Genomic DNA, 21655 nt, shown 5'->3' with positions numbered 1-21655 from the left:
ACCGATTAACCCTCCACGCGGTGCGAGGCCCAGAACGACGTCAGGTCGGTCGACCCGGCCGCCGCCTGTGCCGCGGCCTTGAACTCCGCCGTCGTCGAGACGCCGTACCAGTGCGACTGCGCGTACGACTTCAGCAGGTTCGCCATCGCCGTGTCGCCGATGAGCCGCCGCAGGTCGTGCAGGGTGCACTTGCCGTAGTTGTAGACGACCGTCGAGTACCGGGACGAATGCGCGTCCCAGTAGGCCATCGAGTTGGTCAGCTTCTCCGCGCTCGACTGCCACGTGATGCCGCAGCCGCTGCCGGTGACCCCGCGGTAGAGGTCGGTGGCGTAGTCGGTGAAGCTCTCGTCCAGCCACGGGGAGGTGTACTCGTCGTCGCCGACGATCCCGTAGAACCACTGGTGCGCCAGCTCGTGCGGGAGCGCCGTGGTCGACACGAGGTCGAGCACGAAGCCCGGGTACTCCATGCCGCCGAACCAGAAGTTGTTGTCCAGCACGACATCGACCTCGCCGTACGGGTAGTTGCCGAAGCGGCCGGAGTGGACGTCGATCGAATCGGCCGCGAGGGTCAGCATCTGGTTCGCGCTGCTCGTGGAGATGCCGCTGACCGAGTACACGTTGACTCGCACGCCCTTGCCGGACGTCGTGGTGATCTTCGCGAACGGCCCGGCGGCCCAGGCGAAGTCGCGCACCTTGTTCGCGACGGCGTGGGTGGTGGTCGTGGTCCCGCTGGTCGTCTCGGTCGACGAGCCGGTGGCCGGGGTCAGCAGCGACGTCGGGTGCACCAGGGTGACGTCGAAGTCGCCGATCACGGTGTAGAAGGACTCGCCGTTGTTGGTGTACGGGTCCAGGTGCCAGCCCGCGCCGTCGCGGACCGCGAGCACCGGCAGCGCGTTGCCGATCATGTTGTACGCGCCGTCGTGGCCGAACCGGTCGGCGCCGCTGGGCACGACGATGCCCAAGTCGAACCCGATGGTCGCCGACTGGCCCTGGGTCAGCGGCGAAGGCAGCGTGATCTTCATGGCGGTGCAGTTCACGCTCAGCGCGGACGCCGTGCCGCCGGTGACGTTCGTGACCGTGATCGGCGTCGTCGGGCAGCTGCCGTGGTAGTTGTCCCACAGCCGCAGGTAGACCTCGGGCAGCGCGGTCGCCGAGCCGTTGGTGAAGCTGACGCTCTGGTGGCCGGTCCAGGTGGTGCCGGAGCTGTTCGACGTGAGGTTGACCGTGTACGCCGGGTTGATCGGCGTGCGGGTGGAGTCGTTCGGCGCCGAGCCGATGGTCCACGCGAAGGTCGCGCTGCCGCTGTTGCCGGCGGGATCCTTGGCCGTGACGGTCACCGACGACGTCCCGGCCGCGGTCGGCGTGCCGGTGATCTTGCCCGTGGCCGACCCGATGGCGAGCCCGGCGGGCAGCCCGGTCGCGGTGTAGGTGAGCGCGTCGCCCTGCGGGTCGCTCGCCTGGACCTGCACGGACACGGCCTGGCCGACGGCACCGGACTGGGCGCCGGGCGAGGTCACGACCGGCGACTGCGGGCTGGACGTCCCGGTCGTGGTCAGCGAGAAGTCGTCGAGGAGGAAGTTGGTCGCCAGGCTCGAGTCCTCGGTGCCGGTCACCTTGAGCGTGACGGTCTGGCCGAGGTAGCGCGACACGTCGACGGTGCGCTGGACGTACCCGGTGTTCTTGTCGAGGTTGGAGTAGCTCGCGAGGGTGTCGGATCCCGCCTGCACCACCAGCTTGTCGTAGGCGGTGGAGGTCGTGGTCTCCTTGGTGTCGACGTGCGCCCACCAGGACAGCGACGCCGACGCGCAGCCGGCGGGGAGCGTCAGCGACTGGGACAGGGTGTCGGTGTGCGTGCTGCCGTAGCCGTCCAGCCAGGCGTCCATCGTCCCGCCGTGCGCGGGCTCCGCCGTGGTGGCGGCGGAGATCACGCCACTGGTCTGGGTCCACGGCGCGGTGCCGCTCTCGAACCCGCCGTTGCCGACGACCTGGTCACCGCAGACCGCGGCGGCCTGGGCCGGCGCGGCGACGACGACCGTGCCCAGCAGGCCGACGGCCGCACCGAGCGCAGCAGAAAGCACCCTCGATCTCATGGGGGGAGTCCTTTCCCGGCCCCGTCCGTCGGGGCCAGGGGAAAGCGTGCGCTGCCGCCGGGGCGGCAACAACCCGCCATGAGTCGGGTTCCGCGTCAGGCCTGCTGGAGCACGTTCAGCAGGATGAAGAGCAGGACGAGGGCGCCGGCGACCGCGAGCACGGCCGAGACGCCGGAGCGGATCATCTCGCCGAAGCCCTTCGCGGTGCGGGCCCGGTAGGCGGAGTAGTTGGCGCGGGCCTCGCGGGCGCTGTGGACGCGGCTGCCGACGAACAGCCCGGCGCCCAGGGCGAGCAGGACGGCGAGGAAAACGGACACGGGAAGATCCTTTCGCGGTTCGGGAACGAGGAACGGCCTCATTACTAGACCCGACGGACGCCGCGCGCCATGGCTTTCGGGTATCTCGTTTCCGGGCCGGTCGGCCCTGGTGGGACAGCCGGCCCGCGTTCCTCGGAAAGCGGCGGTGGGCAGCCGACGGTATCCGCGGTCTTCCGTGTCGCGCAACGAGTTTTCGGTGGCTCAGGCCTCCGTCGCGAGTCCTTTGTGCCGCTCCCGCAATTCTCGTTTGACGATCTTTCCGCTGGGATTCTTGGGAAGCCGGTCCGCGAACACGACGTACTTGGGACATTTGTAACCGGCGAGGTGTGCCTTTGCGTGGTCGATCACTTGCGCAGCGTCGAAAGTGACGCCTTCGCGCGGGACGACGACGGCCGTCACGGCTTCGATCCAGTGTGGATGGCTGATCCCGAACACGGCGACTTCGGCGACGCCGTCGAGCAGGTACAGCGCCTCCTCGACCTCCCGGCTGGCGACGTTCTCGCCGCCGGTCTTGATCATGTCCTTCTTGCGGTCCACGACGGACAGGTAGCCGTCCTCGTCGACGACGCCGAGGTCGCCGGAGTGGAACCAGCCGGCGCGGAACGCTTCGGCGGTCTTGGCCTCGTCGCGGTAGTAGCCGAGGGTGGCGTGCGGGCTCCGGTGCACGATCTCGCCGATCTCGCCCGGCGCCACGGGGTTGTCTTCGTCGTCGACGATCCGCGTCTCGACGTTGAGCGACGCCCGCCCGGCCGACCCGGCACGCTCCAGCTGTTCGTGCGGGCGCAGGATCGTCGCCAGCGGCGCCATCTCGGTCTGGCCGTAGAAGTTCCAGAGCTCGACGTCGGGCAGGCGCCGGCTCAGTTCGCGCAGCACCTCGACCGGCATCGCCGAGGCGCCGTAGTAACCCTTTCGCAGACTGGACAGGTCGGTCCGGTCGAAGTTTTCGTGACGCAGCAAGGAGATCCACACCGTCGGCGGCGCGAACAGCTTCGTCGCGCGCTCCCGCTCGACGGCGGCGAGCAGCGCGGCCGGGTCCGGGCCGGGCAGGATCACGCTCGTGGCACCGAGGTAGACGTCGACGGAGAAGAAGCAGTCCAGCTGGGCGCAGTGGTACAGCGGCAGCGAGTGCACCTCGACGTCGTCGGCGCTCATGCCGCCGTCGACCACGCACGAGACGTACTGCGCGATGAGCGAGCGGCTCGACAGCAGCACGCCCTTGGGGCGTGATTCGGTGCCGGAGGTGTACATGATGCGCAGCGGGTCGTCGTCGGCGACGAGGACGTCGGGTGCTCCGGTGTCCCCTTCGGACAGCCAGCCGGTCACGTCCTCCCACTCGCCGGCCGGGCCGATGCGGCCGCGGACGACGTCGCTCAGCTCGGCCAGTTCGAGCGCCTTGGCGGCGGTTTGTTCGAGGGCGTCCTCGGCGATGAACGCCTTGACCTCGGCGTGCCGGAGGATGTAGGCGATCTCGTCGGCGCCGAGCATGAAGTTGACCGGCACGAGCAGGACGCCGAGCTTGGCGGTCGCGAAGGCGAGCGCGCCGTACTGCCAGGAATTGTGGCTCAGCAACGCGAGCCGGTCGCCCTTGGCCAGGCCGCGGGCGGCGAGGGCGTGGGCACAGCGGTTGGCGGCGGCCTCGAACTCGGCGAAGGTGAGCTTCGTGGTGCCGTCGACGACGGCGAGCTTGCCCGGCAGCCGCAGCGCGGTGCGGCGGAGCAGGTCGCCGAGGGAGTGCTGCCGGGCGCGGTCGACGAGGTGCTGATCCATCCCGGCAGTCTCGCCTCGCGCCGGGCGATCCCGCAACTGTCCCGTTCGTCGTGTATGCGCGGTGACGTCCGGGTGTACGGATCTTGTACGCCGGGTTGCGAGCTTGGGATCACCGACAGGGAGGAAGACATGGTTCCCAAGAGAATGCGCCGGGCCCTCGCGGCAGGTGCGGCGGCCGCGTGCGCGGTGGTGGCGCTGTCCGGCGGCGTGACCGCGAACGCCGCGCCGGCGGCCGAACCGCTCGCCACGAGCGGCATGGAAGCGCTGTTCAACAACCCGCCGGAGAACGGCGACCGCGACCACTCGATCGAAACCCGGCTGGTCCAGCTGATCGACGCCGCGCCGGCCGGCTCGGAGATCCACTTCTCCGTCTACAGCTGGACGCGTCCGGCGGCCGCCGAGGCGCTCAAGGCGGCGCAGGCCCGCGGGGTGAAGGTGCGGATCGCGATCGACGGCGGCGCGGACGACGACCCGGCCAACACCGCGATGCCGATCCTCAAGTCCGCGGGCCTCACCCAGCTCGTGTTCTGCGGCACCGGCGGCACGAACACCGGCTGCATCGCCCACGGCGGCAGCCCGCACTCGATCAACCACGACAAGCTGTGGATGTTCTCCGAGACCGAGGGCAAGAAGGACGTCGTCGTCATCGGGTCGCACAACCTCACCACCACGCAGGGCAACCTCTTCAACAACGCCCTGCTGACCTACGGCGACCCCGACCTCTACGGCTTCTACCTCGGCCACGTCAAGAAGATGCTGGCGCAGCAGAAGGACAGCGACTACTTCAACGACGGCGGGTACCACAAGTCGCCGGACAGCCAGGTGACCAGCTACCTCTCGCCGCGCGCGGACTCGAAGGGCGGCGACTCCGAGGAGTTCGCCACCGACACCTGGGCGCAGCTGCTGAAGTGGATCACGAAGTACGAGTCCGGCTGCGCGCTCGACGTCGTGCAGGCCAACATCGCCGACTCGCGCACGCCGGTCGTGACCGAGCTGGCGCGGATCGCGAAGCTGGGCTGCCAGGTCCGGATCGTCTACGGCACGATGGAACCGGCCGCGCTGGCCGCGCTCAAGGGCAAGGCGAACGTGACGCTCAAGCGGTTCAGCACCACGGTGAACGGCCGCGAGATCTCGGTGCACTCGAAGTACATGCTCTACCGCGGGCACTACAACGAGACCGCGCACCGGTCGATCGTCTTCACCGGCTCGCACAACGTGTCGGGCGCTGCCTTGCGGGACAACGACGAGATCCTGGTCAAGGTGGAGAACCCGGCGATCAGCGCGGCGTACCAGGACAACTTCGCGACGATCCTGGCGCGCGCGAAGTGCTCGGCCCCGCCCACCGGCACCTGCTGACCGCGCGGTCGTGAGTGGGAAACAGTGTTCTAACCCTGTTTCCCACTCACGACCAGCAGCGGCAGACTGCTCAGCCGGGGAGGTTCTCGAGGACGCGCGCCACTCGCGTCTCGAGCGGGCGGTAGCCGGCCTGGGCCGCCAGCTTGGCCGCGGCCTCGCCGTGTGCGCGGGCCTGGTGGGTGTCCCCGGACGTCAGTGCCGCCTCGGCCAGGCCGGTCAACGCCGACGCCTCGCACCACGCGAAGCTCGTTTCCCGCGCGATCTCGAGGGCTGTGGTGAGGGGGTCGGCGGCCGGGCGGTCCAGGAGGACGCAGACCTCGCCGAGTGCCGCGAGCGCCGAGGCTTCCGTTCCCCGGTCGCCGATGCGGCGGGTCAGCTCCACCGCTTCGGCCGCGTCCGCGAGCGCCCGCGTGTCGTCGCCCGCGCGGGCCTCCAGCACCGCGCGGCCGGACAACGCGGCCGCTTCGCCGTACTGGTAACCCACTTCGCGGTTGGCCGTCAGCGCCCGTTCGTAGAATTCGGCCGCTTCGGCGTCGCCGCGGTCGCGGTGGATGTGCGCGAGGTCGACCAGCACCACGGCGACGCTGAACCGCGCGCCGTCGCGTTCGGCGATCTCCAGCGCGCGGCCGAAGTGGTGCAGGGCCGCGTCGAGCTCGCCGACCTGGCCGCACGCGAACCCGAGGTTGGCCAGCGCCATCGTGACGCCCGGGATGGCCAGCTCTTCGCACAGCCGCAACGACTCTTCGCCGCACGCGATGGCCTCGTGCGGGTCGCCGAGGCGCTGGTGCACCGCGCTGAGGTTGTTGAGCGCCGCCGCGCGGCCGGCCGGCCAGTCCGCCGCGAGCCCCGCGTCCAGGATCGTCGTCAGGTGCGTGCGCGCTTCGGCGTACCGGCCGCTGTTGACGCCGGCGAGCGCGATGGACAGCCGCATTGCCGCCTGCGCCTGCCGGTCGCCGGCGGCCTGGGCCGCGGTCAGCGCCGTGGTCGCGGTGTCGATCCACTCGGTGTGGTGGCCGCGGTGGTGGAAGAACGCCCGCAGCGCGTCGGCGAGGTGCCAGGCGTACTCGCGGGCTTCCGCGTGCTCGACGGCGGCCGCGAGGTTCGGCCACTCGGTGTCGAGCCAGGCCAGCGCGTCCTCGGTGCCGTCGAAGACCTGCGCCGGTTCGGGCCGGGGCAGCCGGAGGAAGTGCGGGATCAGCCGGCGGCCCGCCGCGTCCGCCGTCGTGAGGTAGTGCTCCAGCAGCCGCCGCCGGGCCGCGTCCCCGGCTTCGGCGGGGTCGTCGGCCGTGCCCCGGCCGGACGCGTAGCTGTGCAGCAGGTCGTGGAAGCGGTAGCGGCCGGGCAGGTGCCGTTCGACGAGGTGGGCGGCGGCCAGCGCCTTGAGCTGCTGCCCGGCGCGTCCTTCGGCGACGTCGGCGAGCGCCGCGGCGGCGGGTGCGGTGAACGTCTGGCCCGGGACGAGCGCGAGCCGTCGGAACAGCAGCCGGTGCTCGGCGGGCAGGGCGCGGTAGGACACGGAGAACGCCGTCGTGACGGCACTTTCCTCGGCGCCGTCGACGCTCAACCCGGCTAGCGGATCGCCCTCGGCGAGTTCGCGGGCCAGGTCCGCGAGTCCGGCCGTCTCGCCGAGGTTCGCCGCGGCCAGCCGCAGGGCGAGCGGGAGGTGGCCGCACAGCCGCGCCAGTTCCGCGGCCGCCGCCGGCTCGGCCGCCACGACGGGCGTGCCGAGGACCGTCTCCAGCAGCTGCCGCGAGTCGTCGGCGGGCAGCACGGCCAGCGGCACCGGCCGCGCGCCGGTGCGGGCGATGAGGTCGCCGAGGCGCTGGCGGCTGGTGACCACGACGGTGCCCGACGGCGGCAGCAACGGCGTCACCTGCGCGCTGTCGCGGGCGTTGTCGAGCAGGACGAGCACGCGGCGGTCGGCGAGCAGCGAACGCCACAGCGCCGTCCGGCCGTCGGGGTCCGGCGGGATCGTCCGCGGGTCGGTCCCCAGCGCCCGCAGCAGCTGCGCGGCGGCGACCGCGGGGGTCAGCGGCTCGTGGTCGGGGTCGAAGCCGCGCAGGTCGAGGTAGAGCTGGCCGTCGGGGAACCGGTCGCGGACGCGGTGCGCCCACCGCACGGCGAGCGCGGTCTTGCCGACCCCGGCGGTCCCGGTGACGACCCGGATGTCCGGGCCGGCCCCCGCGGCGGGCTCGTCGAGCCGGGCCAGTTCGGCGGCGCGGCCGGTGAAGCCGCGGACGTCGTGTGGCAGCTGGGCGGGGCGCACCGGCTCGGCGACGGCGTCCAGCGCCGGGTCGGCCGCCAGGATCGCCGCCTGCAGGCGGCTCAGCTCCGGCGCCGGGTCCAGGCCGAGCTCGTCGGCCAGCCGTGTCCGCACCTCGCGGAAAGCGGCGAGGGCGGCGTCGGTGCGGCCTTCCCGGTGCAGGGCGAGCATCAGCTGGCCGACGAACCGCTGCCGCAGCGGGTGCGCGGCGACCAGCGCGGTCAGCTCGGCGAGGACGTCACGGCCGCGGCCGAGCCGCAGCTGGGCGTCGATCCGGTCTTCGAGAGCACTCAGCCGGGCTTCGTTGAGCCCCGCGAGGAGCCGGTCGGCCAGCTCGGCGGACGCGGCGCCGGCCAGCGCGTCGCCCTGCCACAGCGCGAGGGCTTCGGCCAGCAGCGCGACGGCGGTTTCGTCGTCGGCCGCGCGGGCCCGCCGGACCAGCGCGGTGAACCGGTGGACGTCGACGGCTTCGAGGTCGGCGCGCAGGACGTACCCCGGGCCTTCGGTGACCAGTTCGGGGCCGCCGGCGGCGCGGAACACCGCGCGCAGCCGGGAAACCAGCGCCTGGACGGTGTTGCGCGCGCTCGCCGGGGGAGCGGTGGGCCAGAGGAGGTCGACGAGCCGGTCGAGCGGGACCGGGCGGCCGGCTTCGAGGAGCAGGACGGCGAGGACGAGCCGCTGCTTGCGGGAGCCGAGGTCGACCGGAACGCCGTCCACGGACGCCTCAACGGTGCCGAGGACGCGGAACCGCACTCCGTCACCTCCGTTCACCCGAGCGGGTGACCACCGTACTGCAAGCCGGTTGCAAGCCCGTTCGACGATCCTGGCCGGGCGGTACGGACACCACCCCGACGATGTCCACGGCCGGCTCAACCGCCGGTGCCCAACCGGCGGGCTGTCGCTCTCACGGGCGCGAGCTGGGGGTAGGGCCACCACGGAGACCTTCCCCCTCGGTCGCCGTGGTGGCCTTTCGCGCGTTTTCAGCGGGCGCTGTCGTCGATCTGCACGGGGTAGCCCGCGCGCAGCACGGCGATCGTGGCCGGCGGCGTGAGCACCGGGACGGTTCCTGCCCGGGGCAGTGGCTGCCGCCGTCCGTAGCCCGCGGTCGTCCACTCGGTGAGGTGGCCGTCGACCTTGAGCTCGGGGTGGTCGTGGCGGAGCACGAAGACGCCGTCTGGGAGATCGGTCCAGTCCAGCTCGTGGAGACGCCGGGTGTGGGTGCCGCGGACCAGCCGTTCGGCGTGCAGCCGCCGGTTCATCGCGCCGGCCGACGGACGTCCCGGCCAGGCGTCGCGGTAGGCGGTGTACGCGGGACGGCGGCACTCGCCGCACGGCCGGTGCCCGGCGGCGAAGGAGACGGCCTCGTCGTGGAAGTACAGGTGGGTGTAGCGGTTCGGCAGCCACTGCTCGCGCCACCGGTCCTTGAAGGTGAGCGCGCAGGTGATCCAGAGGTCGCCGCCGTGGAACCGGACGATCTCGTGACCGCGGTGCAGCACGCCCCGGTTGCCGGTCCACGCGCCGCGCAACGGGACGTCGACGAGCTCGCCGGACGGCGTCACGCGGTTGCGCACCGGTGCCCCCGCCTTTCGGAGTGGCGGCCCGCGCGGACGCACCGCAGAATGCGCGCATGCAGCCGACGGTCGTCCGGGTGGCGCGCCTGGCCGACCCGGCCGGGCCCGCCGACGGCGTCCGCGTGCTCGTGGAACGGCTCTGGCCGCGCGGCACGGCCCGCACGGCGGTCGTCCTCGACGGCTGGTACCGCGGACTGGCCCCGTCCGACGAGCTGCGCACCTGGTACGGCCACGATCCCGAGCGGTTCGCGGAATTCACCGAGCGATACCGGGCGGAGCTGCGGGAGCCCGACCGGGCGGCGGCCCTGGAACGGCTGCGCGAGCTGGCGGCGGGCGGCCCGCTGACGCTGCTGACGGCGAGCGGGTCGCCGAAGATCAGCCAGGCCGCGGTGCTCGCGGCGGTCCTGGCGGGCGAAGCCTGAGACGCCGGCGCCGACCACCTCCGTCACGACCGCGACCCGCCTTCCGAACCGTCGGCGCTCACCGTCGCGGTCGCCGTGCCCAGGGTCTCGTGCTTCGCGGTCAGCGTCAGCACTCCCGGCGGGCCCGCGAACGGCCGCAGCCACACCGCCGCCGCCCCGCCCGTCGCCCCGAAGTCCAGCGTCGGGTCGCCGACCAGCTCGCCCGGCCCGGTCAGCGCCAGCGTCACCTTGCCGGTCGCGCCCGCGCGCAGCGTCCCGAACCGGTCCACCGCCGACACCACCACGCGGGTCGCGTCGGCGCCGTCCGCCCGCAGCCGCGTGTCGTCCGGGACGCAGCTCAGCACGTCCCGGCTCCGGTCGCCGCTGAAGCGCCGGGACACCACGAGCTCGCCGCCCGCGTAGCCGTCGATCCGCAGCTGGGGCCGCTGCCCGAGCGGAACCACCAGGTCCACGGCGAACGGCGGGTGCTGCAGGTGCGGGAAGTCCGCCCGCCGGCTGCGCGCCTCGCCGATCGGCCGGTCGTCGAGGAACAGCAGGAGCCGGTCGCAGTTGGACCAGATCGTCACGTCCCGCCCGGGCCCAGACGGCGACGCCGTGAAGTCCCACGCGAAGCCCGGCTCGACGACCGCCCGCGTCCGCGGATCGCCCTGGGAGGCGTAGAACGCCGCCGCGGGCTTCGGGATCCGGAAGAAGTCGGACACCCCGGCGTACTTCGACCCGCCCACCGACCGCTGCCAGCCCGACGGGTAGTCGAACGCGCACCAGGCGAGCAGCCCGCAATAGCGGTCGTCCGCCGCGGCCAGGTCGTGGGCCTTCGCGTGCAGCTCGGCCTGCAGCTGCTGGGCCGCGGCCTGGTCCGTCCGCCGGTAGGCACGGGCGCCCGCGAGGGTGCCGATCGTCTCCGTGACCAGGTAGGGGACTCCCGCGCGCGGCGGGCGCAGCTGAAAGGGCGCGCCGCGGCGGGCGGTGTAGTCGTTGTAGGCCAGGACCTCGACGTCGCTGCCGGCGAACCGCGCGCCGGTCGAACTGGCCAGCGCGCCGCTCGTCGGCCGGGACGGGTCGAGCTGCCGGGCGAGCTGCCCGGTGCGCCCGTACATCGCCGTCGTGCCGTTGGCCTCGTTCACGCGGGTGCCCCAGACGACGATGCTGGGGTGGTTGCGGTCGCGGGTGATCATCCCCGAGACGTCCCGGAGGTTCTGCCGTTGCCAGGCCGCGTCGCCGACCCGGCCCCAGCCCGGGATCTCCTCCCAGACCAGCAGACCCAGTTCGTCGCAGGCGTCGAGGAACGCGCTCGACTGCGGGTAGTGCGAGCAGCGGACCATGGTGCAGTTCAGCTCGCGCCGCAGGATCTCGGCGTCGCGCCGCTGGACGCGGCCGGGCATCGCGCCGCCGGCGAACGGGTACCACTGGTGCCGGTTGAGGCCCACCAGCTTGAGCCGGCGGCCGTTGAGGAAGAAGCCGTCCGTCGTGAACTTCGCGTCGCGGAAGCCGACGCGCACCGTCCGCTGGTCGAGCACCGCGGCCCCGGACCGCACGGCGACCACGACCTCGCACAGCGCGGGGTCCTCGACGTCCCACAGCCGGACCGCGCCGAGCCCGCCGACGTCGAACTCCACCGTCCGGCTCCCCGGCGGGACCGGCGCACCGCCGCGGGCCAGCTCCCGGCCGGCCTGGCGCACGGACGCGGTCACCTGCGCGGCGGCGGGGGCGTCGAGCGTGCAGGTGAGGTGCAGCGACCGGCCGGGGGAGAGGACGTCGACGGGCCGGGCGAAGACGTCGGCCAGCCGCGTCCGCGGCACGGGCCCGATCGTGGCCGGCCGGTAGATCCCGGCGGGCTGGTAGAAGTCGATCACCGACGGACCGCCGGCGCGCGGCAGGTTGGGCGGCACGTCCAGGGCCCACCGCCCGTCGACGACCACGGCGAGCACGTTGTCGCCGTCGACGACCCCGGGCAGCTCCGCCTCGAACGGGAGGTAGCCGCCTTCGTGGGTGCCGGCGAGCGTGCCGTTGAGGAACACCGACGCGGTCGTCATGACGCCGTCGAAGCGGGCGGTGAACCGCTCGGCCGCGGTCGCCGTGAAGTGCTTGCGGTAGATCCACCGGTCCTGCCAGGACGCCGGGTCCCAGCCGGTCCACGAAAGGGGCGTCACGCAGTGGGGCAGCTGCACGGGGGAGAGGTCGAGCTCGTCGAAGCCGAGGTCGGTGCAGCCGTCGGCGTACCGCCCGAAGAGCCAGAAATCGCCCAGCCGCACGCTGTCCGGGCCGGGTGCGGCGTGCCCGGCCGACCCGACGGCGGCCACGCCGAGCAGCGCGGCCCCGCTCGCGGCGAGGAACCCGCGCCGCGTCAGGCGCGGTTTGCCCTCGGCCATCGTCGACCTCCGTGCTCGGCGTCCCACCCGGGAATCGCTCCCGGGCGTTAAGACGTCACAGACGATCGAACGGTTGGCTCAGCGAAGGGTCGAAGCGCGGACCACCAGTTCGGGGGTGAAGACGACCTGCCGGTGCTCGTGGCCGGGCTCGGCCTCCGCCAGCAGCAGCTCGGCGGCCGTGCGGCCGAGCCGGCGCCGGGGCTGGCGGACCGACGTCAGCGGGACGGCGGCCGCCGCGGCGAACTCGATGTCGTCGTACCCGACGATCGCCATGTCCTCCGGGACGCGCATGCGGAGGTTGGCGCACGTCTGGAGCAGGCCGAGGGCGACCAGGTCGTTGGCGCAGAACGCCGCGGTCGGGCGGACGGCCGCCGGCAGCCCCGCCAGCCGCTCGCCCGCGCCGCGCCCGTCGGCCACGGTCAGGGCCGTCGTCGTCAGATCGACGAGGTGGTCGGGCCCGAGGCCGGCCGCGTGCAGCGCGCGCAACGCGCCCAGCCGCCGGTCGCGGACCTGCCCGACCGTGGTGTGGTTGCCGATGAACGCGATCCGGTCGTGGCCCTGCTCGATCAGGTGCCGCACGGCGATCTCCCCGCCGTAGACGTCGTCGACGGCGACCGAGCAGTGCGTCGTGCCGCCCGGGGTGCGGTCGACGACCACCACCGGCGTGCCGCGCAGCGCGATTTCGTGCAGCAGCGGCGCGTCCGGGTCGACCGGCGTGATGAGGATGCCCTGCACGCGCTGCTGTTCGAGCCGGCCGAGGTAGGCCGCCTCGCGCGACGGCTGGTGCGCGCTGTTGCAGAGGAACAGGGAGAGGTCGCCGGCGTCGGCGGCGTCTTCCATCCCGGCGGCGACGTCGGTGAAGAACGGGTTGCTGCCGTCGAGCATCACGTAGGCCAGCACGCGGCTGCGCCCGGCCCGCAGCTGCCGCGCGGACTCGTTGCGGACGAACCGGAGCTCGGCCATCGCGGTCTCGACCTTCGCGCGCGTCGCGGGGCTGACGCGGTCGGGGCGGTTGAGCACGTTGGACACCGTGCCGAGGGAGACGCCGGCGGCCGCGGCGACGTCCTTCATGCCGGCCGTTTTCGGTTCGGCACCGGACTCCTGGACCGTCATGAGCGCTCCCCTTTGAAACGTAACATCATCACGAACTGCCCGGTCCGGAAGCCGTTTGGCCACGGTTCGGCGGATTCATTGACTTGTTCTCCGACCGCATAGTAGCGTCACCGCGCCAGGTTTGTGAAACCTTTCAATCCGGAGGTCGCGATGACGCGGCAGGACCCGGGCCGGGCGCCTCTGCTGGAGGTGCGCGGCGTGACGAAGTCGTTCGGGGCGGTCGCCGCCGTCGCCGGCGTGAGCTTCGGCTTGCACGCGGGGGAAGCCCACGCGCTCGTCGGGGAGAACGGCGCCGGCAAGTCCACGATCGTGAAGATGCTCGCCGGGGTGCACAAGCCCGACGACGGCACTTTGCTGCTGGACGGCCAGCCGGTCGAGTTCGGCTCGCCCGCCGACGCGAAGGCCGCCGGCATCGCCGTGATCTACCAGGAACCCACGCTGTTCCCGGACTTGAGCGTCGCGGAGAACATCGTGATGGGCCGGCACCCGCGCAAGAGCATGGGCCGGATCGACCGGACGGCGATCCGCGAGGAGGCCGAGCGGCTCTTCACCCGCCTCGGCGTCCGGATCGACCCCGCCCGTCCCGCGCGCGGACTGTCGATCGCCGACCAGCAGATCGTCGAGATCGCCAAGGCGCTCAGCGCCGACGCCCGCGTGCTGGTGATGGACGAGCCGACCGCCGCGCTGACTCAGATCGAGGTCGAGCGGCTGTTCAGCGTCGCCCGGACGCTGCGCCAAGAGGGTGCGGCGATCATGTTCATCTCGCACCGCTTCGAGGAGATCACCGAGCTCTGCCAGCGCGTGACGATCATGCGCGACGGCAAGCACGTCTCCACCGACCTCCTCGAAGACGTCACGGTCGACGACATGGTCAAGCGGATGGTCGGGCGCGACCTCGACGCCCTGTTCCCGAAGCAGGACGTCGAGCCCGGCGCGGTCGTGCTCGAAGTCGAAGGTCTGGCGCGTGAAGGCGTTTTCCGTGACATCTCCTTCTCGGTGCGGGCGGGCGAAATCGTCGCGTTCGCCGGGCTCGTCGGGTCCGGGCGGTCCGAAGTGGTCCAAGCCGTGTTCGGAGTGGACGAACGGGACGCGGGCGTCGTCAAGATCGGCGGCAAGAAGCTGAAAGCGCATTCGTCGCGGGCCGCGATGGCCGCCGGCGTGGCGCTGGTGCCGGAAGACCGGCGTCAGCAGGGCCTGATCATGGACCTCTCGATCGAGCGGAACGTGACGTTGCCGCGGTCCCGCGCGCTGTCGAAGCTCGGCTTCCTCACCGGCGCGAGCGAGCGGCAGGAAGCCCGGCACTGGACCGAGCGCCTGCGCACCAAGTACCGCCGCCTCGCCGACCCCGTCGGCACGCTTTCCGGCGGCAACCAGCAGAAGGTCGTGCTGGCCAAGTGGCTCGCGATGGCACCGAAGGTGCTCATCGTGGACGAGCCCACGCGCGGCATCGACGTCGGCACGAAGGCCGAGGTGCACCGGCTGATGTCGGCGCTCGCGGCCGAAGGCGTCGCGATCGTCATGGTGTCCTCGGAACTGCCCGAGGTGCTCGGCATGGCCGACCGCGTGCTCGTGATGCGCGAAGGCAGGCTCGTCGCCGAGCTCTCGCGTGCCGACGCGACCGAAGACGCCGTCATGTACGCCGCGATGGGGCAGGGGGCCGCCGCATGACCGTCACCAAGGAGGCCCCCGTGACCGGGGAACCGACCGTCCACCCGCGACAGTCGTGGACCGCGAACGTGTTCAAGGCCCGCGAATCCGGCATCGTGCTCGCCCTGATCGTGCTGGTCGCGTTCACCGCGACGCAGAACTCCCGGTTCCTCTCCGGGCAGAGCATCCGCGACATCCTGCTCGGCACGGCCATCCTGGCGGTGCTCGCCGTCGGGCAGGCGATCGTGATGATCACCCGCAACATCGACCTCTCCGTCGGTTCGGTGCTCGGCCTCGCCGCCTTCGCCGTCGGCTCGCTGATGCGCGACAACCCGGGCCTGCCGGTGATCGTCGCGCTGCTCGTGGGCCTCGGCGTCGGCGCGGTCTGCGGGCTCGTCAACGGTTCGCTGGTGCGCTTCGGCCAGGTCCCCGCGCTGGTCGTCACGCTGGGCACGCTCTACGCCTTCCGCGGTGTCAGCTTCTTCTGGGCGGGCGGCCAGCAGATCAACGCCGACAAGCTTCCCGCGTCCTTTTTGGACTTCGGGACGGCGTCGGTGCTGGGCGTGCCGTGGCTGGTGCTCATCGCCGTGCTCGTCCTCGTCGTCGGCGGGATCGTGCTCCGCAGCTACCCGGCCGGGCGCGAGCTGTACGCGATGGGGTCGAGCCCGCAGGCCGCGCAGCTGGCCGGCATCCGGGTCGGCCGCAACACCACCGCCGCGTTCCTGGTCAGCGGCGCGCTCGCGGGTCTGGCGGGTGTGCTGTTCGCCGCCCGGTTCGGCACCGTGGACGCGGCCGCCGGCACCGGCTACGAGCTGAACGTCGTCGCGGCGGCCGTCGTCGGCGGGGTCGCGGTGTTCGGCGGCAGCGGCTCGGTCTGGGGCGCGGGCCTCGGCGCGCTGCTGCTGACCGTCATCGGCAGCGCTCTGGCCGTGCTCGACATCAACCAGTTCTGGCAGCAGGCGATCGTCGGCGCGCTGATCCTGCTGGCCATCGGCGCCGACCGGCTGGTCGCCGTCCGGGTCGCGAAGGCACTGAAGAAGAGGGACGCCCATGTCTGACCGAGGTAACCCGCTCGGGCGGCTGCTCAGCTGGGACGCCGCCGTCGTGCTCGTGACGGTGATCGCGCTGATCGTCGCCTCGGGCGCCGTCGAGAACTTCGGCACCAGCCGCAACTTCACGTTCCTGCTGCTCGATCTGCTCCCGATCGCGCTGGTCGCGCTGCCGATGACGTTCATCATCGTCACCGGCGAGATCGACCTTTCGGTGGCGAGCACGCTCGGGCTGACGTCGGCGGTGATGGGTTCGCTGTGGGACGCGGGCCTGTCGATCGAGACGATCATCCCGCTCTGCATCGTGCTCGGCGCGGTGCTGGGCGCCCTGAACGGCTTCTTCGTCACGGTGCTGAAGCTGCCGTCGCTGGCCGTCACGATCGGCACCCTCGCCCTCTACCGCGGCTTGGCGTTCGTCGTCCTCGGCGACGGCGCGGTCGCCGACTTCCCGCGCGACTACACCAGCTGGGTCACCGGGACCATCGGCGACGGCCCGATCCCGAACGTCCTGGTCCCGCTGCTCGTGGTCGCCCTGATCTTCGGCGTCGTGCTGCACGCGACGCCGATCGGCCGCGGGGTCTTCGCGGCCGGCGCGGGCGAGCAGGCGGCCCGGTTCGCCGGGATCCGCACCGGGCGGCTCAAGTTCTGGCTGTACGTCGTGAGCGGCGCGGTCGCCGGGCTCGCCGGGATCCTCTGGACCCTGCGCTACTCCAGCGCCCGCGCCGACAACGGCTTCGGCCTCGAACTGGCCGTGGTGGCCGCCGTGCTCCTCGGCGGCGTGTCCATCTTCGGCGGCAAGGGCACGCTGCCCGGCGTGCTCGCCGGGGTGGTCCTGCTGGCGACCCTGCAGAACGCGCTGCGCCTGCAGGACGTCTCGAACGAGGCCCTCAACATCGTGACCGGCGTGCTCCTCATCGTGTCGGTCCTGCTGCCCAACATCGTCTCCTCGGCCCGGACGGCTCTGCGCCGCCGTGGCCGGGCGACTGCTCCGGTATCCCCAGAAAGGTGACGAAGATGTCCCGACGGTTCCTCACCGGCGCAGTGTCGGCCGGGCTCGTGCTCGTGCTGGCCGCCTGCGGCGGCACCACGAAGAACGACTCCGCGGGCTCCGGCGCCCAGCAGTCCACGGCCACGGCGAACCCGAACGCCACGGCCGCGACCGGCGTCAAGATGGCGTTCCTGCCCAAGCAGCTCAACAACCCCTACAGCGACATCGAGGTCAGCGGCGGCAAGGACGCGCTGGCCGAGCTGAAGGGCGAGTACAAGCTGGTCGGGCCGAACGACGCCAGCGCGTCCTCGCAGGTCAGCTACATCAACACGCTGATCCAGCAGCAGCAGGACGTCATCGGCATCGCCGCGAACGACCCGAACGCCGTGTGCCCGTCGCTCAACCAGGCCCGCAGCGCCGGCATCAAGGTCGTCGCGTTCGACTCCGACGCCGCCAAGGACTGCCGCGACGTCTTCATCAACCAGGCCACCACCCAGGGCATCGGCGAGGCGCTGGCCAAGCAGGCCAAGGACCTCACCGGCGGGTCCGGCGAGATCGCGGTGCTGTCCGCGACGCCGAACGCGACCAACCAGAACGCCTGGATCGAGGTCCTGAAGAAGGAGCTGGCCAAGCCGGAGTACGCGAACATCAAGCTGGACAAGATCGCCTACGGCAACGACGACGACCAGAAGTCGTTCCAGGAGGCCCAGGGCCTGCTGCAGTCGTTCCCGAACCTCAAGGTGATCGTCTCGCCGACCACGGTCGGCATCGCGGCCGCCGCGCGGTACGTCAGCACGTCCAGCTACAAGGGCAAGGTCGCGGTGACCGGCCTGGGCACGCCGAACCAGATGCGCGCCTTCGTCAAGGACGGCACGGTCAAGCAGTTCGCGCTGTGGAACCCGGCCGACATCGGCTACCTCGCCGCCTACGCGGGCGTCGCGCTCAAGTCCGGCCAGATCACCGGCAAGGAGGGTGAAACGTTCAAGGCCGGCAAGCTCGGCGACTACAAGGTCGGCGCGAGCGGCGAGATCGTCCTCGGCCCGCCGACGACGTTCGACGCGAACAACATCGACAAGTTCAACTTCTGACGGTTTTCCGTGGCCGGGCCGATCGCCGCCCGGCCCGGCCACGGAGTCCACTAAGGACGGACAGTGCCCCGTTACTGCTTCTGCCTCCAGGTGAAGCCCGATCGAGCGGCCGAGTACGCCGAGCGCCACCGCAACGTGTGGCCCGAGATGCGGCAGGCCCTGCTCGACACCGGCTGGCGCAACTACTCGCTCTTCCTGCGTGAAGACGGCCTCCTGATCGGCTACGTCGAGGCGGACGACCTCGCCGCCGCACAGGCCGCGATGGCCGAGACCGACGTGAACACCCGCTGGCAGGCGGAGATGGCGGAGTTCTTCACCGGACTCGACGGTGGCCCGCCCGACGAAGGCTTCCAGCTCCTGTCAGAGGTCTTCCACCTCGAACCCCCCACCGTCGCGGAAGGACAGTGATCGCCATGGGTGATTTGACCGCCGTCAAAGCGGCATTGCGGGCCCAGCGCATCGAAACACCCTCGTGGGCGTACGCGAACTCCGGAACCAGGTTCAAGGTGTTCCCGCAACCCGGCGTGCCCCGCACCCCCGAAGAGAAGATCGCCGACGCCGCCACCGTGCACCGCTTCACCGGCGTCGCGCCGAGCGTCGCCCTGCACATCCCCTGGGACAAGGTCGACGACTACGGCGCCCTGACCGCCTACGCGCGGGACGCCGGCGTCGAAATCGGCGCGATCAACACCAACGTCTTCCAGGACGAGGACTACAAGCTCGGCTCGGTCACCAACCCGGACGCCGGCATCCGGCGCAAGGCCACCGACCACCTGCTCGAAGCGATCTCCATCATGGACGCCACGGGCTCGCGCGACCTCAAGCTGTGGTTCTCCGACGGCATCAACTACCCGGGCCAGGACGACATCCGCGACCGCCAGGACCGGCTCGCGGCGGCGTTGAAGGAGGCCTACGACCGGCTCGGCGACGACCAGCGGATGCTGCTGGAGTACAAGCTCTTCGAGCCCGCCTTCTACGCCACCGACGTCCCGGACTGGGGCACGTCCTACGCGCACTGCATCGAGCTGGGGGAGAAGGCGACCGTCTGCATCGACACCGGCCACCACGCCCCGGGCACGAACATCGAGTTCATCGTCGCGTTCCTGCTGCGGGCCGGGAAGCTCGGCGCGTTCGACTTCAACTCGCGCTTCTACGCCGACGACGACCTGATGGTCGGCGCGGCGGACCCGTTCCAGCTGTTCCGGATCATGTACGAGATCGTCCGCGGCGACGCACTCGACCCGGCCTACGGCATCGCGTTCATGCTCGACCAGTGCCACAACATCGAGGCGAAGATCCCGGCGATCATCCGGTCGGTGATGAACGTCCAGGAGGCCACGGCCAAGGCACTGCTCGTCGACCGCGCCGCGCTGCGCACCGCCCAGCAGGCGGGTGACGTCCTCGGCGCGAACGCCGTGCTGATGGACGCGTACAACACCGACGTCCGGCCGCTGCTGGCCGAGCTGCGCGAGGACTCCGGGCTGGACCCGGACCCGATCGCCGCGTACGCCCGCAGCGGGTACCAGGAGAAGATCGTGGCCGAGCGTGCCGGCGGCACGCAGGCCGGATGGGGAGCATGAGCATGACCGTGCCGGAGCAGCTCATCGCGCGCAGCAACGCGCTCGGGGCCGACCCGCGCAACACCAACTACGCCGGCGGCAACACCTCCGCGAAGGGTTCGGTGACCGACCCGGTCACCGGCTCGGCCACGGACGTGCTGTGGGTCAAGGGCTCCGGCGGCGACCTCGGCACGCTCAAGGAGAGCGGGCTCGCGGTACTGCGGCTGGACCGGCTGCGGTCCCTGGTCGACGTCTACCCGGGCGTCGAGCGCGAGGACGAGATGGTCGCCGCGTTCGACTACTGCCTGCACGGCCGGGGCGGCGCGGCGCCGTCGATCGACACCGCGATGCACGGCCTCGTGGAGGCCCCGCACGTCGACCACCTGCACCCGGACTCCGGCATCGCCCTGGCCACCGCGGCCGACGGCGCGGCGCTGACGAAGGAGTGCTTCGGCGACCGCGTCGCCTGGGTGGACTGGCGGCGGCCCGGGTTCCAGCTCGGTCTGGACATCGCCGCGGTCAAGGCGGCGAACCCGCAGGCCATCGGCGTCATCCTCGGCGGGCACGGCATCACGGCGTGGGGCGCGACGTCCGAGGAGTGCGAGCGCAACTCCCTCGACATCATCCGCACGGCCGAGGAGTTCCTCGCCTCGCGCGGCGTCGCCGAGCCGTTCGGCCCCGTCGTCCCGGGCTTCGAGGCGCTTCCCGAAACCGAGCGCCACGCGCGTGCGGCGGCTTTGGCGCCGGTGATCCGCGGGCTGGCCTCGACCGACCAGCGGCAGGTCGGCCACTACACCGACAGCGACGTCGTGCTGGAGTTCCTCAGCCGCGAGAAGCTCGCCGCCTTGGCGGCGCTGGGCACGTCCTGCCCGGACCACTTCCTGCGCACCAAGGTCCGGCCGCTCGTCGTGGACCTGCCCAGTACGGCGCCGCTCGAAGACGTCGTCGCGCGGCTGAAGGAACTGCACGGCGAGTACCGCGACTCCTACCGCGCCTACTACGAGCGGCACGCGACGCCGGACTCGCCGGCGATGCGCGGCGCCGACCCGGCGATCGTGCTCGTACCGGGCGTCGGGATGTTCTCCTTCGGCAAGGACAAGCAGACCGCGCGCGTGGCGGGCGAGTTCTACGTCAACGCGATCAACGTCATGCGCGGCGCGGAGGCCGTCTCGACCTACGCGCCGATCGACGAGAGCGAGAAGTTCCGGATCGAGTACTGGGCGCTGGAAGAGGCGAAGCTGCAGCGGATGCCGAAGCCCAAGCCCCTGGCCGGGCGGATCGCGCTCGTCACCGGCGCTGGCTCCGGCATCGGCAAGGCCATCGCGCAACGGCTCGCCGCCGAGGGCGCCTGCGTGGCGATCGCCGACCTGAACGCCTCGGCCGCCGCGGAAACGGCGTCGGAGATCGGCAACGCCGACAAGGCGATCGCGGTCACCGCCGACGTCACCGACGCCGACGCGGTCCAGGCCGCGATCGACGCCACCGCGCTGGCCTTCGGCGGGATCGACCTCGTCGTCAACAACGCCGGGCTGTCGATCTCCAAGCCGCTGCTGGAGACCACCGAACGCGACTGGGACCTGCAGCACGACGTCATGGCCAAGGGATCCTTCCTGGTCGCCCGCGCGGCGGCGAAGGCGATGATCGACCAAGGCACCGGCGGCGACATCGTCTACATCTCGTCCAAGAACTCGGTGTTCGCCGGTCCCAACAACGTCGCCTACGGTGCCGCGAAAGCCGACCAGGCCCACCAGGTCCGGCTGCTGGCCGCCGAGCTGGGCGGGCACGGCATCCGCGTCAACGGCGTCAACCCCGACGGTGTCGTCCAGGGCTCCGGCATCTTCGCCGGCGGCTGGGGCGCCCAGCGCGCCGCGGTCTACGGCGTCGAGGAGGCGAAGCTCGGCGAGTTCTACGCCCAGCGGACCATCCTCAAGCGCGAGGTGCTGCCCGAGCACGTCGCGGCCGCGGTGTTCGCCCTCACCGGCGGCGACCTCACCCACACCACCGGCCTGCACGTGCCGGTGGACGCCGGGGTGGCCGCCGCGTTCCTGCGTTAGGA

The 21655-nt window shown here is 71.8% G+C and carries 16 protein-coding genes; 9 read left to right on the top strand and 7 right to left on the bottom strand.

All coding sequences use genetic code 11. From position 1 onward, the window contains the following. Window positions 1-5: 5 nt before the first annotated feature. The 3 genes from ACIQWX_RS22685 to ACIQWX_RS22675 form a co-directional block, all read right to left on the bottom strand. Complete coding sequence (locus ACIQWX_RS22685; RefSeq protein ID WP_400875863.1) at window positions 6-2078, bottom strand: putative Ig domain-containing protein; 2073 nt, start codon at window positions 2076-2078, stop codon at window positions 6-8. A 107-nt stretch (window positions 2079-2185) separates the two neighbouring features. Then, window positions 2186-2407: a hypothetical protein gene (locus tag ACIQWX_RS22680; protein WP_364456685.1), complete on the bottom strand. Its 222-nt coding sequence runs from the start codon at window positions 2405-2407 to the stop codon at window positions 2186-2188. A gap of 201 nt (window positions 2408-2608) precedes the next feature. Then, window positions 2609-4174, bottom strand: coding sequence for an acyl-CoA synthetase (locus ACIQWX_RS22675; protein WP_400874236.1), 1566 nt, complete (start codon window positions 4172-4174; stop codon window positions 2609-2611). Between the two features lie 129 nt (window positions 4175-4303). Between ACIQWX_RS22675 and ACIQWX_RS22670 the strand changes: the two genes are divergently transcribed. Beyond that, window positions 4304-5530 carry a phospholipase D-like domain-containing protein gene (locus ACIQWX_RS22670; protein ID WP_400874233.1) on the top strand — a complete coding sequence of 409 codons (1227 nt, stop codon included), beginning with the start codon at window positions 4304-4306 and terminating at the stop codon, window positions 5528-5530. A gap of 70 nt (window positions 5531-5600) precedes the next feature. Here ACIQWX_RS22670 and ACIQWX_RS22665 read toward each other — a convergent pair whose 3' ends face one another. Together ACIQWX_RS22665 and ACIQWX_RS22660 are read right to left on the bottom strand one after the other, a co-directional pair. Next, window positions 5601-8546, bottom strand: coding sequence for a BTAD domain-containing putative transcriptional regulator (locus tag ACIQWX_RS22665; protein ID WP_400874230.1), 2946 nt, complete (start codon window positions 8544-8546; stop codon window positions 5601-5603). Window positions 8547-8773: 227 nt separating this feature from the next. Further along, complete coding sequence (locus tag ACIQWX_RS22660; RefSeq protein ID WP_400874227.1) at window positions 8774-9364, bottom strand: hypothetical protein; 591 nt, start codon at window positions 9362-9364, stop codon at window positions 8774-8776. 56 nt (window positions 9365-9420) lie between these two features. Between ACIQWX_RS22660 and ACIQWX_RS22655 the strand changes: the two genes are divergently transcribed. Continuing rightward, window positions 9421-9786, top strand: coding sequence for a DUF488 domain-containing protein (locus ACIQWX_RS22655; RefSeq protein ID WP_400874225.1), 366 nt, complete (start codon window positions 9421-9423; stop codon window positions 9784-9786). Window positions 9787-9809: 23 nt separating this feature from the next. Here the strand turns inward: ACIQWX_RS22655 and ACIQWX_RS22650 are convergent, their stop codons facing one another. Further along, window positions 9810-12155: a glycoside hydrolase family 2 protein gene (locus tag ACIQWX_RS22650; protein WP_400874222.1), complete on the bottom strand. Its 2346-nt coding sequence runs from the start codon at window positions 12153-12155 to the stop codon at window positions 9810-9812. Window positions 12156-12233: 78 nt separating this feature from the next. Beyond that, window positions 12234-13268 carry a LacI family DNA-binding transcriptional regulator gene (locus ACIQWX_RS22645; protein WP_400874219.1) on the bottom strand — a complete coding sequence of 345 codons (1035 nt, stop codon included), beginning with the start codon at window positions 13266-13268 and terminating at the stop codon, window positions 12234-12236. A gap of 150 nt (window positions 13269-13418) precedes the next feature. On the opposite strand from ACIQWX_RS22645, the gene ACIQWX_RS22640 reads away from it, so the two are divergent. The 7 genes from ACIQWX_RS22640 to ACIQWX_RS22610 all read left to right on the top strand — a co-directional run bounded on the left by ACIQWX_RS22640 (window position 13419) and on the right by ACIQWX_RS22610 (window position 21653). Next, window positions 13419-14936: a sugar ABC transporter ATP-binding protein gene (locus ACIQWX_RS22640; RefSeq protein ID WP_400874217.1), complete on the top strand. Its 1518-nt coding sequence runs from the start codon at window positions 13419-13421 to the stop codon at window positions 14934-14936. Beyond that, complete coding sequence (locus ACIQWX_RS22635; protein WP_400874214.1) at window positions 14933-15973, top strand: ABC transporter permease; 1041 nt, start codon at window positions 14933-14935, stop codon at window positions 15971-15973. The genes ACIQWX_RS22640 and ACIQWX_RS22635 overlap by 4 nt, the downstream gene beginning before the upstream one ends. Then, window positions 15966-16973: an ABC transporter permease gene (locus ACIQWX_RS22630; protein ID WP_400874211.1), complete on the top strand. Its 1008-nt coding sequence runs from the start codon at window positions 15966-15968 to the stop codon at window positions 16971-16973. The genes ACIQWX_RS22635 and ACIQWX_RS22630 overlap by 8 nt, the downstream gene beginning before the upstream one ends. Window positions 16974-16978: 5 nt before the next feature. Beyond that, window positions 16979-18040 carry a rhamnose ABC transporter substrate-binding protein gene (rhaS, locus tag ACIQWX_RS22625; protein WP_400874208.1) on the top strand — a complete coding sequence of 354 codons (1062 nt, stop codon included), beginning with the start codon at window positions 16979-16981 and terminating at the stop codon, window positions 18038-18040. Window positions 18041-18103: 63 nt separating this feature from the next. Then, entirely contained in the window at window positions 18104-18448 is a 345-nt protein-coding gene (locus tag ACIQWX_RS22620) for an L-rhamnose mutarotase (protein ID WP_400874205.1), read from the top strand. Between the two features lie 5 nt (window positions 18449-18453). Further along, the gene (gene rhaI / locus ACIQWX_RS22615) at window positions 18454-19620 is read left to right on the top strand and encodes an L-rhamnose isomerase (RefSeq protein ID WP_400874202.1); all 1167 of its coding nucleotides are present in this window, start codon (window positions 18454-18456) and stop codon (window positions 19618-19620) included. 2 nt (window positions 19621-19622) lie between these two features. Then, entirely contained in the window at window positions 19623-21653 is a 2031-nt protein-coding gene (locus ACIQWX_RS22610; protein ID WP_400874200.1) for a bifunctional aldolase/short-chain dehydrogenase, read from the top strand. The last annotated feature ends 2 nt before the right edge of the window (window positions 21654-21655 follow it).

The sequence above is a fragment of the Amycolatopsis sp. NPDC098790 genome (assembly GCF_044759945.1).
Classification (GTDB): domain Bacteria; phylum Actinomycetota; class Actinomycetes; order Mycobacteriales; family Pseudonocardiaceae; genus Amycolatopsis.
This window is presented reverse-complemented; position numbering and strand designations above follow the sequence as displayed.